Origin of the sequence: Oryzobacter terrae, from assembly GCF_042756445.1 — a bacterium.
GTDB lineage: Bacteria > Actinomycetota > Actinomycetes > Actinomycetales > Dermatophilaceae > Oryzobacter > Oryzobacter terrae.
In genome coordinates, this window is record NZ_CP170578.1 from 3,589,282 (window position 1) to 3,601,455 (window position 12,174).

The 12,174-nt window shown below is 73.7% G+C and carries 10 protein-coding genes; 8 read left to right on the forward strand and 2 right to left on the reverse strand.

Annotation, left to right across the window (positions count from 1 at the left end):
* The first annotated feature begins 1 nt into the window (after position 1).
* From nusA to ACFWN3_RS17225, 8 genes are all read left to right on the forward strand, one after another.
* Positions 2-1,078 (forward strand): transcription termination factor NusA, encoded by a 1,077-nt coding sequence (gene nusA, locus ACFWN3_RS17190; protein WP_377641713.1) that lies wholly within the window; start codon positions 2-4, stop codon positions 1,076-1,078.
* A 50-nt stretch (positions 1,079-1,128) separates the two neighbouring features.
* Positions 1,129-1,479, forward strand: coding sequence for a YlxR family protein (locus tag ACFWN3_RS17195; protein ID WP_377645641.1), 351 nt, complete (start codon positions 1,129-1,131; stop codon positions 1,477-1,479).
* Between the two features lie 58 nt (positions 1,480-1,537).
* A complete protein-coding gene (gene infB / locus ACFWN3_RS17200) occupies positions 1,538-4,366 on the forward strand; it encodes a translation initiation factor IF-2 (RefSeq protein WP_377641715.1) in 2,829 nt (942 codons plus the stop codon).
* A gap of 105 nt (positions 4,367-4,471) precedes the next feature.
* Entirely contained in the window at positions 4,472-5,005 is a 534-nt protein-coding gene (gene rbfA, locus ACFWN3_RS17205; RefSeq protein ID WP_377641717.1) for a 30S ribosome-binding factor RbfA, read from the forward strand.
* Positions 5,006-5,917, forward strand: coding sequence for a tRNA pseudouridine(55) synthase TruB (gene truB, locus ACFWN3_RS17210; protein ID WP_377641719.1), 912 nt, complete (start codon positions 5,006-5,008; stop codon positions 5,915-5,917).
* 10 nt (positions 5,918-5,927) lie between these two features.
* Positions 5,928-6,890: a bifunctional riboflavin kinase/FAD synthetase gene (locus ACFWN3_RS17215; protein ID WP_377641721.1), complete on the forward strand. Its 963-nt coding sequence runs from the start codon at positions 5,928-5,930 to the stop codon at positions 6,888-6,890.
* Positions 6,887-8,029 carry a rod shape-determining protein RodA gene (rodA, locus tag ACFWN3_RS17220; protein ID WP_377641723.1) on the forward strand — a complete coding sequence of 381 codons (1,143 nt, stop codon included), beginning with the start codon at positions 6,887-6,889 and terminating at the stop codon, positions 8,027-8,029. The genes ACFWN3_RS17215 and rodA overlap by 4 nt, the downstream gene beginning before the upstream one ends.
* Positions 8,030-8,161: 132 nt before the next feature.
* Entirely contained in the window at positions 8,162-10,033 is a 1,872-nt protein-coding gene (locus ACFWN3_RS17225) for an AMP-dependent synthetase/ligase (protein WP_377641725.1), read from the forward strand.
* 120 nt (positions 10,034-10,153) lie between these two features.
* On the opposite strand, the gene ACFWN3_RS17230 is transcribed toward ACFWN3_RS17225, so the two are convergent.
* Entirely contained in the window at positions 10,154-10,741 is a 588-nt protein-coding gene (locus ACFWN3_RS17230; protein WP_377641727.1) for a protein-L-isoaspartate O-methyltransferase, read from the reverse strand.
* A gap of 2 nt (positions 10,742-10,743) precedes the next feature.
* The gene (locus ACFWN3_RS17235; RefSeq protein ID WP_377641729.1) at positions 10,744-12,123 is read right to left on the reverse strand and encodes a dihydrolipoyl dehydrogenase family protein; all 1,380 of its coding nucleotides are present in this window, start codon (positions 12,121-12,123) and stop codon (positions 10,744-10,746) included.
* Positions 12,124-12,174 lie beyond the last annotated feature (51 nt).

Below are 12,174 nucleotides of genomic sequence, written 5' to 3' on the forward strand. Positions count from 1 at the left end.
CATGGACATCGACCTGGCTGCCCTGCGCGCCCTCGAGCGGGAGCGCGGCATCTCCCTCGACGTGCTGATCCCCGCGATCGAGCAGGCGCTCGTCCTCGCGTACCAGCGCACCGAGGGCCACTTCCGCCACGCGCGCGCCGAGCTCGACCGCAAGACCGGGCACGTCGTCGTGTGGGCCCGCGAGGAGCACGAGGTCGAGCCGGAGGAGGGCGAGGTCGACGACGAGGGCAACCCGGCGCGACCGCGCCGCGAGGTCGGCCCCGAGTTCGACGACACCCCCACCGGCTTCGGCCGGGTCGCGGCCGCCACCGCGCGCCAGGTCATCGTCCAGCGCCTGCGCGACATCGAGGACGACGCGATCCTCGGGGACTTCAAGGGCCGCGAGGGCGACATCGTCGCCGGCGTCATCCAGCAGAGCCCCGACCCGCGGCACGTCACCGTCGACTTCGGCACGGTCGAGGGGATCCTCCCGCTCGCCGAGCAGGTGCCGGGGGAGCAGTACGTCCACGGACAGCGGCTGCGGTGCTTCGTCGTGTCGGTCAAGCGCGGCCCCCGCGGCCCGCAGATCGCCCTGTCGCGCACCCACCCCAACCTCGTCCGCAAGCTCTTCGCCCTCGAGGTCCCCGAGATCGCCGACGGCAGCGTCGAGATCGCCGCGCTGGCCCGCGAGGCCGGCCACCGCACGAAGATCGCCGTGCACACCAAGGTCCCCGGGCTCAACGCCAAGGGCGCCTGCATCGGGCCGATGGGGGCCCGCGTGCGTGCCGTCATGAGCGAGCTGCACGGCGAGAAGATCGACATCGTCGACTTCTCGGAGGACCCGGCGTCCTTCGTCGCCGCCGCCCTGTCGCCGGCGCGCGTGCACTCGGTCGACATCGTCGACCGCCAGCTGCGCAGCGCCCGGGTCGTCGTGCCCGACTACCAGCTGAGCCTGGCGATCGGGCGCGAGGGCCAGAACGCGCGCCTGGCCGCCAAGCTCACCGGCTGGCGGATCGACATCCGTCCCGACACCGAGGCCTCCGAGGCGCCCGCAGCCACCCCGTCCGGCGGCACCGGTGACACCCCCGACCGCGGGTAGGCGGTAGACTGGTGGGGATCGACCGGACTGGACTCCGGCCCGACGGCCCGGTGCGCACGTGCATCGGGTGTCGCGGGGCGGATAGCCGGTCGACACTCCTGCGCGTGGTCCTCGGACCCGGAGAGGACGGCCAGCCGGCCGTGCTCCCCGATCCCGAGCGGGCTCGGCCGGGGCGCGGCGCTTGGCTGCACCCCACCGTCTCGTGCCTCGACCTCGCCGTCCGTCGCCGGGCGTTCGGTCGCGCGCTGCACAGCAGCACGCCGGCCGACCACGTGGCGGTCGACGAGTGGGTCAGGTCCCACGCACAGGAGCAGCACGACCAGCACGACCAGAACGCAACGCAACGACCGACCGGAAGCGGGTTTGACGCTGATGAGCACCCGATGAGTACTCAGCGATGAGCACCCCCCAGCTGTAACGACGGTCCGGCCAGACGGCACGGACCTGGACAGGAGAAATGTGTCTAAAGTCCGTGTGAGCGCCCTCGCGAAGGAGCGCGGCGAGACGAGCAAGATCGTCCTCGAACGCCTCAACGAGATGGGCGAGTACGTCAAGAGCGCGAGCTCGACGATCGAGGCGCCGGTGGTCCGGCGCTACAACGAGAAGTTCCCGGCCGCGGCCGAGGCTCCCGCCAAGAAGGCGGCGGCCCGTCCGTCGTCCCCGGCGAAGCCCGCCGACGGCACGCCGGCCGCTCCGGCGGCCCCTGCCGCCTCGGCTCCCGCTGCCCCCTCGGCTCCGGCCGCCCCCGCGGCGTCGGCTCCGGCCGCTCCCGCGGCGTCGGCTCCGGCTGCTCCGGCGGCCTCCGCCCCGACCGCCCCGGCACCGTCGCGTCCGGGCCCCGCGGCCCCCGCGCCGAGCGCTCCCGCCCCGGCGGCCCCCGCTCCCGCGGCACCGGTCGCCCCGGCCGCCCGTGAGGGCGGCTCCGGCCAGGGCGGGTCCCGCCCCGGCGCGGCTCCCCGTCCGGGCGCGCCGCGCCCGGGCAACAACCCGTACGCCCCGAGCCAGGGCATGGGCCGTCAGCGCGAGAGCGCGGCCCGCCCGGGCAACAACCCCTTCGCCCCGAGCCAGGGCATGCCGCGTCCGCAGAGCCGTCCCGGTGGGCCCCGTCCCGCCGCCGGCCCCGCGGGCGCCGGTGGTCCCCGTCCCGGTGGCCCGCGTCCCAGCCCGGGCATGATGCCCGACCGCAGCGCGGTCGCCCGTCCCGGTGAGCGTCCCGCCCGCGGTGGCGCCCGTCCCGGTGGCCCCGGTGGTCCCGGTGGCCGTCCGGGTGGCCCCGGCGGCGGTGGCGGCGGCTTCGGCGGTCGTCCCGGCGGCGGCGGTGGTCGTGGCGGCGGGTTCACCGGTCGCGGTGGCACCGCGGGTGCGTTCGGCCGCGGCGGCGGTCGTCCCGGTCGCGCCCGCAAGTCCAAGCGCGCCAAGCGCCTCGAGTTCGAGGAGATGCAGGCTCCGTCGATCGGCGGCGTCAGCGTCCCCCGTGGTGACGGCAAGACCGTCATCCAGATCCGTCAGGGCGCGAGCCTGTCCGACTTCGCCGACAAGATCGACGCCAACCCCGGTGCCCTCGTCACCGTCCTGTTCCACCTCGGTGAGATGGCCACGGCGACGCAGAGCCTCGACGAGGACACCTTCCGTCTCCTCGGCGGCGAGCTCGGCTACGACATCCGGATGGTCTCGCCGGAGGAGGAGGAGCGCGAGCTCTTCGACGCCTTCGACATCGACCTCGAGACCGGCATCGCCGGCGAGGACGACGACGACCTCGAGGCGCGTCCTCCGGTCGTCACCGTCATGGGTCACGTCGACCACGGCAAGACGCGTCTCCTCGACGCGATCCGCAACGCCGAGGTCGCCGCGGGCGAGGCCGGTGGCATCACCCAGCACATCGGTGCTTACCAGATCCACAAGGAGCACGAGGGCGTCGAGCGGGCCATCACCTTCGTCGACACCCCGGGTCACGAGGCGTTCACCGCCATGCGTGCCCGTGGTGCGAAGGTCACCGACATCGCGATCCTCGTCGTCGCCGCCGACGACGGCGTCATGCCGCAGACCATCGAGGCGCTCAACCACGCCCAGGCCGCGGACGTGCCGATCGTCGTCGCCGTCAACAAGATCGACGTCGAGGGCGCCAACCCGTCCAAGGTGCGTCAGCAGCTCACCGAGTACAACCTCGTGGCCGAGGAGTACGGCGGCGAGACGATGTTCGTCGACGTCTCCGCGAAGCAGGGTCAGAACATCGACCAGCTGCTCGAGGCCGTCCTGCTGACCGCCGACGCGGCGCTCGACCTGCGGGCCAACCCCGACCGCGACGCCCGAGGCATCGCGATCGAGGCCAACCTCGACAAGGGTCGCGGCGCCACGGCGACGGTCCTCATCCAGTCGGGCACGCTGCGCGTCGGCGACGCCATCGTCGCGGGCTCCTCGCACGGACGAGTCCGCGCGATGCTCGACGAGCACGGCGCCACCGTCGCGGAGGCCCTGCCCTCGCGCCCGGTGCAGGTGCTCGGCCTGTCCTCGGTCCCGCGGGCGGGCGACACCTTCGTCGTCGCCCCCGACGACCGCACGGCGCGCCAGATCGCCGAGCGGCGTGAGGCGGCCGACCGCCAGGCGAGCCTGGCCAAGGCCCGCAAGCGCATCTCCCTCGAGGACCTCAACGAGGCCCTCGCGGCGGGCAAGGTCGACACCCTCAACCTCATCCTCAAGGGTGACGTGTCGGGTTCGGTCGAGGCCCTGGAGGACGCGCTCCTCCAGATCGACGTCGGCGACGACGTCGACCTGCGGATCATCGACCGCGGTGTCGGCGCCATCACGCTGAACAACATCAACCTCGCGATGGCGTCCAACGCCGTCATCATCGGCTTCAACGTTCGCGCCGAAGGGCAGAACGCCGAGGTCGCCGAGCGCGAGGGCGTCGAGATCCGGTACTACTCGGTCATCTACCAGGCGATCGAGGAGATCGAGCTGTCCCTCAAGGGCATGCTCAAGCCGGAGTACGAGGAGGTCGAGCTCGGCACCGCCGAGATCCGCGAGATCTTCCGTTCCTCGAAGTTCGGCAACATCGCCGGGTCGATCGTCCGCAGCGGCGAGATCAAGCGCGGCACCAAGGCGCGGATCACCCGCAACGGGGTCGTCGTCGCCGAGAACGTCGAGATCGCCGGCCTGCGTCGCTTCAAGGACGACGTCACCGAGGTCCGCGAGGGCTTCGAGTGCGGCATCAACCTGGGGTCGTACAACGACCTCCAGCTCGAGGACCTCATCGCGACGTACGAGATGCGCGAGAAGCCGCGAGCCTGATCCGCAGCACACGGCGAGCGGGCGGCATCCCCACGGGGTGCCGCCCGCTCCCGTCTCACTAGAGTTGAGGACGTCCCCCGTCCCGTCGAGATGCAGGAGTACCCCGTGGCCGACACCGCCCGCGCCCAGAAGGTCGCCGACCGGATCAAGACGCTGACCGCCGCCAACCTCGGCAGCATCGTCAAGGACCCCGACCTCGGCTTCGTCACCATCACCGACGTCCGCGTCACCGGGGACCTCCAGCACGCGTCGCTGTTCTACACCGTCTTCGGCGACGAGCGGCAGCGCACCGTGACGGCCACGATCCTCGAGGAGAACAAGGGCCGGCTGCGCTCCTTCGTCGGCAAGCAGCTCGGCATCCGGCTCACGCCGTCGCTGGAGTTCATCGCCGACGCGATCCCCGAGAACGCCGCCCACATCGACGACCTCCTGCGCGCCGCCCGCGAGCGCGACGCCGAGGTCGCCGCGGCCGCCACCGGCGCCGTGTACGCCGGTGATGCCGACCCGTACAAGAAGGAGCGCGAGGCCGCGGAGGCGGCAGAGGCCGCGGAGGCCGCGGAGGCCGGGGCCGCCGCCGAGGCAGGATCCGCCGAGGCAGGGGCCGCCGGGGGCGACGCCGCCCGCCAGGACGCGCGCTAGGTGACCGACGGACTGCTGCTCGTCGACAAGCCGCAGGACTGGACGAGCCACGACGTCGTCGCCCGCTCGCGGCGGCTGCTCGCCACCCGCAAGGTCGGCCACGCCGGCACCCTCGACCCGATGGCGACCGGCGTGCTCGTCCTCGGGGTCGGGCGCGCGACGAAGCTGCTGACCTTCCTCGTCGGCTGCGACAAGGACTACACCGCGACGGTGCGCCTGGGCCAGGCGACGCTCACCGACGACGCCGAGGGCGAGGTCACCGCGGCGCCCGGCGCCGGGTCGACGACCCGCGACGACGTCGTCACCGCCGTCGCCGCCCTCACCGGCGACATCGAGCAGGTCCCGAGCGCGGTCAGCGCGATCAAGGTCAAGGGCGAGCGCGCCTACCACCGGGCTCGGGCGGGCGAGGCGGTCGACCTCCCTGCCCGCCCGGTCACCGTCTCGCGCTTCGAGGTCGGCGAGGCGCGGGCCCTCGAGGCCGACGGCGTGGCCGTCCTCGACGTCGACGTCGAGGTCACCGTCTCGTCCGGCACCTACGTGCGCGCCCTCGCCCGCGACCTCGGGGCCGCGCTCGGTACGGGCGGGCACCTCACCGCGCTGCGCCGCACGAGGGTCGGGGGCTTCCTCGTCGCCGACGCCCACCCGCTCGCCGAGCTCGAGGAGCGGCACGCGGCGGGCACCCCGATGCCGGTGACGCCGGCCGCCGAGGCGGCGCGGGCGGCCTTCGCCGTGCGCGAGCTCGACGCCGCCGAGGCGCGCACCATCGGCTACGGCCAGCGGGTGGCCTCCGCGGTCCCCGGGCGGGTCGAGCCGGTGGCCGCGATCGGCCCCGACGGGGTCCTCGTCGCGATGCTCGACGAGTCGCGGTCCACGGCACGCAGCCTCGTCGTGTTCGCCCCGGCGACTCCTTAGAGTGGTCCCCGTGCACCGCTGGACCGACGCCTCCCTGACGCCCGAGGCCCTCCGCCCGTGCGTCGTCACCCTCGGGAACTTCGACGGCGTCCACCGGGGGCACCGCGCCGTCCTCACCGCCCTCGTCGAGGCCGGTCACCGGCTCGACCTGCCCGCGGTGGCCATCACGTTCCACCAGCACCCGGTCGCGGTCCTGCGCCCCGACGAGGCGCCCGCGCTCATCACGCCGGCCGCGCAGCGCGACGAGCTGCTGGCCGACACCGGCATCGACGGGCTGCTCGTGCTCGAGTTCACCACCGCGTTCGCCCAGCAGAGCCCCGAGGAGTTCGTCCGCACCGTCATCGTCGACGGGCTCGGCGCCCACTGCGTCGTCGTCGGCAAGGACACCCGGTTCGGGCACCGCAACTCCGGCGACATCTCCACGCTGCGCGAGCTGGGGGAGCGCCTCGGGTTCGAGGTCGTCGCGCTCGAGGACGTCGGCGAGGGCGAGCGGTTCTCCTCCTCGGCCGTGCGCGCGTTCCTCGCCCGGGGCGACGTCGCCGAGGCGGCCCGCGTCCTCGGCCGCCCGCACCGGGTCGTCGGCGCCGTCGTCCACGGCAACCACCGTGGCCGCGAGCTCGGCTTCCCGACCGCCAACCTCGCCGAGGACGCGCTCGGGCTCGTGCCCGAGGAGGGCGTCTACGCCGGGTGGCTCACCCGCGTCGACCAGCCCGAGGACGCCACCGACCGCACGATGCCGTGCGCGATCAGCGTCGGCACCAACCCGACCTTCGCGACGCGCGACCGGCGCACCGTCGAGGCCTACGTCCTCGACCGCGACGACCTCGACCTCTACGGCGAGACCGTCATGGTCGAGTTCACGGCCCACATCCGCCCCACGCTGCGGTTCGACAGCATCGACGAGCTCACCGCCGCGATGACCCAGGACGTCGCGCGGTGTCGCGAGCTCCTCGCCAAGATCGTCCCTGGGTGAGGCAGGCGGGCCCGCCCGCCCCACGTCCGGGGTCCGCCGGCCTGGGCGGACTCGCCCGGCACGACGTCGGGCTCTACCTCGCGGCCGCCGGCACCTCGGTCGTCGGGGGCCTGCTCGTGTGGTCGGCGACGGCGCGCACCGACGGCACGGCCTACCTCGTGCGTCACCTCCTCGCCGCGGCGGTGGGCCTGGTCCTCGCGGTGGCGGTGAGCCGGCTCGGGCAGGCGCGGGTGCGGATGGCGGCGCCGGTCCTCTACGGGGTGGCGCTGCTCGCCCTCGTCGCGGTCCTCACCCCGGTCGGGCTCACCGTCAACGGGTCGCGCTCGTGGATCCCGCTCGCCGGCGGGTTCACCCTCCAGCCCGCGGAGTTCCTCAAGGTGGGGCTCTGCGTCGTCCTCGCAGCCCTGCTGGCCGCGCCCGCCGACCGGGGACGGACGCCGGGGACGCGTGAGGTCCTCGCCGCCGCGGGGCTCGTGGCCCTCCCGGTCGGGCTGGTCCTCCTCCAGCCCGACCTCGGGTCGGCGGCGGTCGTCCTCGCGATGGGCGCCGTCGTCGTCGCGGTCGCCGGTGCGCCGCGCCGCTGGCTCGTCGGCGCCGCCCTCCTCGGGGTCGTCGTGGTCGTCGCCGCGCTGACGACCCCCGTCCTCAGCGACTACCAGCGCGACCGGATCACCTCGTTCGTCGACCCCTCCGCCGACCCGCAGGGCAGCGGCTACCAGACCCGGATGGTGCGCACGGCCATCGGCAGCGGTGGCGTGTGGGGGCAGGGGTTCATGGCGGGGGAGCGGACCCAGGACGGCTCGGTGCCCTACCAGCTCAACGACTTCGTCTTCTCGGTCGCGGGCGAGGAGCTGGGGTTCGTCGGCGCCACCGGGCTGCTGCTCCTCCTCGGCTTCGTCGTCCTGCGCGTCCTGCGGGTCGCGGCGCGCTCCGACGAGCCGTTCGGCCGGCTCGTCGCCGTGGGTGTCGCGGCCTGGCTGGCCGTGCAGGTGGTCCAGAACGTCGGGATGAACCTGGGCCTGCTGCCGGTCACCGGCCTCCCCCTGCCGTTCGTGTCGTACGGCGGGTCGTCGATGGTCGTCTCGTGGCTCGCGGTCGGCCTCGTCGACGCCGCCCACACCGCCCGTCGGGAGCGCTGACCCGGGCGTCGCGGCCGCGCGACGGGCCGCCGGGTCACGAAAGCGACTCGCCGGTAACAACCCGTTCCCCTCTGTGCCCCACCTGTGACAGGATTCGCGCACCACGCCCCCAATGACGAGGACGATGCCGCGATGCTCACCGCTTCTCCCCAGATCCACGCTCCCGCCGACGAGCCCGTCGACCAGTCCGTGCTGGAGAACCGCGCGCAGAGCGTGGGGCACCTGTTCCGTGAGCGGGTCGCCGCCACCCCCGACCGCCCCGCGTTCCTCCACGCCATCGTCCGCGAGAGCGGCGACGAGTGGGTCACCGAGACGTGGAAGGACGTCGACACCGCCGTCCGCGAGGTCGGGGCCGGCCTCATCACCCTCGGCGTCGACCCCGAGGACCGCGTCGCCATCGCGTCGAGCACCCGCTGGGAGTGGGCTCTCGCCGACCTCGCGATCATGGTCAGCGGTGGCGCCACGACGACGATCTACCCCACGACGATCGCCGACGACGTCGCCTTCATCCTCGCCGACTCCGGCGCGAAGGTCGTCTTCGCCGAGAACGCCGAGCAGCTCGAGAAGCTGCGCTCCATCCGGCCGCAGATCCCCGGCGTGACCCGCGTCGTCGTCTTCGACGGCGAGACCGACGACGACGCCTGGACGCTCAGCCTCGACGACGTGCGCACCCTGGGCCGCGAGTACCTCGAGGGCGACCCGGGCGGCATCGACGCGCGGATCGACAAGATCCAGTCCGACCAGCTCGCGACGATCATCTACACCTCCGGCACGACCGGCCGCCCCAAGGGCGTGCGCCTGCGGCACAGCTCGTGGACCTACGAGGCCGCCGGCACCGAGTCGATCAACATCCTCAGCGAGGACGACCTCCAGTACCTCTGGCTGCCGCTCGCCCACGTCTTCGGCAAGGTGCTGCTGACCCTGCCGCTCCAGATCGGGTTCGCCACCGCGATCGACGGGCGGATCGACAAGATCGTCGACAACCTCGCCGTCGTCAAGCCGACCTTCATGGGCGCGGCCCCGCGCATCTTCGAAAAGGCCTACGGCCGGATCTCGATGATGATGGCGGCCGAGGGCGGGCTCAAGGCCAAGCTCTTCTCGTGGGCCAGCGACGTCGGCCGCGAGGTCAGCATCCTGCGCGAGGAGGGCAAGAACCCCTCGGGGCTGCTCGCGCGCAAGTACGCGATCAGCGACAAGATCATCGGCGCGAAGATCCGCGAGCGCTTCGGCGGCAACATCCGCTTCTTCATCTCGGGCTCGGCCGCCCTCAACGGCGACATCGCCCGCTGGTTCGACGCCATGGGGATGCAGATCGCCGAGGGCTACGGGCTGACCGAGTCCAGCGCGGCCTCCTTCGTCGCGCGGACCAAGGCCTACCGCTACGGCACGGTCGGCTGGGCGCTGCCCGGCACCGAGATCCACATCGCCGACGACGGTGAGGTGCTGCTCCGGGGCCCCGGGATCATGGAGGGGTACCACAACAACCCCGAGGCCACGGCGGAGGCGCTCGACGCCGACGGCTGGCTGCACACCGGCGACATCGGCGAGCTCGACGACCGCGGCTTCCTGCGGATCACCGACCGCAAGAAGGACCTGTTCAAGACGAGCGGTGGCAAGTACGTCGCGCCCTCGAACATCGAGTCGACCTTCAAGGGCCTGTGCCCCTACGCCAGCCAGCTCGTCGTCTACGGGGCCGACCGCAACTTCGTCTCCGCCCTCATCACCCTCGACCCCGACGCCATCGCCGGCTGGGCCTCCCAGAACGGGATGGAGGGCAAGTCCTACCAGGAGGTCGTCGGCTCCGACGCGTGCCGCGAGATGGTCCAGGGCTACGTCGACCAGCTCAACGCCGGGCTCAACCGGTGGGAGACGATCAAGAAGTTCACCATCCTCGAGCACGACCTCACGGTCGAGGAGGGCGAGCTGACCCCGAGCCTGAAGCTCAAGCGCAAGGTCGTCTCCGAGAAGTACAAGGACCTCCTCGAGCAGCACTACACGGGCTGACGCCCCCGAGCTCGACGCCCGGACCGCTCTCATACCGGTCCGGGCGTCGTCGTGTCCGGGCGAGGTCGGCCGCCGGCGCGAGGGTCGGCCGGCGGCGCCGGTCGGCCGCGGGCGCGCCGCTCAGCCGCCGACGAGGGGGACGAAGAGGTAGCGGCCGTGCTCCGTGACCGTCGTTCCCCGTCGCTCGTCGAGGACGACCCTCGTCATCACCCCGTCGACCGGGACGACGAGCACGCCGCCGGGAGCGAGTTGGTCGACGAGGGTGTCGGGCAGCCGGGTCGCCATGGCCGAGACGAGGACGCGGTCGAACGGTGCGTCGTCAGGGGCGCCGAGGACGTGGGGGTCGGCGGCGCGGATCACGGCCCGGGACAGCCCGGTTCGTGCGAGGTTCGCCCGACCCACCTCGACTAGCTCGGGCACGCGCTCCACGCCGAGGACGCTCCCGTCGGGTCCGACGAGCTCGGCGAGCAGGGCCGTCGTCCAGGCCGAGCCGGAGCCGACGTCGAGGACGCGGTGGCCCGGGTGGACGTCGAGGAGGTCGAGCATCGCGGCGACGGTGCGTGGTTGGCTGTTCGTCTGGCCGTGCCCGATGGCGAGCGGTCCGTCACGGCCGGCCTGGAGGCGGGCCCGGCGGGGGAGGAAGCGCGCCCGGGGCTGGCCCGCCATCGCGGCGGCGACCCGCGGCGTGACCCCCTCGGCGGGCCGCACGCTCACTCCTCGAGGTCGGCCAGTGCCGTCTCGACGGCCCGGTGGAAGGTCGGGTAGGCGAAGACCATCGCGCGCAGGGTGGCGACGGGGACCCGCGCGTGGACGGCCGTGGCGAGCATCGAGAGCACCTCGCCGCCGCTCGGGCCCACCGCCGTGGCCCCGACGAGGTGGCCGGCCGAACGGTCGGCGACGAGCTTGATGACTCCCTCGCCTCCCGGCCCGTGGATCCAGCCGCGGGTCGAGCCCGAGAGGGCGGCGGTGCCGGTGGCGACGTCGATCCCGGCGTCGCGGGCCTGCTGCTCGGTCAGGCCGACCGAGCCGACCTCCGGGTCGGTGAAGGTGACGCGGGGGACCGCGTGGTACTCGGCCTCGGGGCCGTCGTGGCCGAGGACGTCGTGGAGCGCGATGCCCGCCTGGTACATCGACAGGTGCGTGAAGGCGCCCTTGCCCGCGATGTCGCCGATCGCCCACAGCCGGTCGCCGGCGCGCATCCGCGGGTCGGTCCCGACGCTGCGGGCGCTCGGGTCGAGCCCGACGGTCTCGAGCCCGATGTCCCCGAGGTTGGGTCGACGCCCGGCCGCGACGAGGAGGCGGTCGGCGGAGAGGTCGAGGTCGCTCCCGCCGGCGTCCGTGAGCGCGACCGTGAAGCGACCCTCGGCGTGGTCGACCCGGCGGATCGTCGCGCCGGCGAGCACCCGGACGCCCTCGGCCGCCATCGCCGCGGCGACGACCTCGGAGGACTCGGGCTCCTCGAGCGCGAGGATCCGCGGGGCGACCTCGACGAGGGAGACCTCGGTGCCGAAGCGCGCGAACGCCTGGGCCAGCTCGGCCCCGATAGCCCCGCCGCCGATGACGACCATCGAGGCCGGCAGGTCCGGGGCGGCGAGCACGTCGCGGTTGGTCCAGAAGGGGGTGTCGGCGAGGCCGTCGACCGGAGGCGCCGCCGGTGCGGTGCCCGTGTTGAGCACGACGCCGCGGCTCGCGACGAACCGCTGCTCTCCGACGACGACGGTGCCGGGGCCGTCGAGCCGTCCGTGGCCGCGGACGAAGGTGACGCCCGCCTTCTCGAGGCGCTCGACGGCGACCCGGTCGTCCCAGTCGTCGGTGGCCTCGTCGCGGATCCGGCGGGCGACGACCGACCAGTCGGGGGCGACCTCGGCGCCGCCCGCCAGCGACGCGACGCGCCGCGCCTCGGCGAGGGTGCCCGCCGCGCGGATGGCCATCTTCGAGGGGATGCAGCCGTAGTAGGGGCACTCGCCGCCGACGAGGCGCTCGTCGACGCCGACGACCGTGAGCCCGGCCTTCGCGGCCTCGGTGGCGAGGTGCTCGCCGCCCGGGCCGAGACCGAGCACGACGAGGTCGACGGGGGTGTCCGGGGTCATGTCCCCATCCCAGCACCTCGTGGGCCCGCGAGCGAGGGCGAGGGCCGGTCC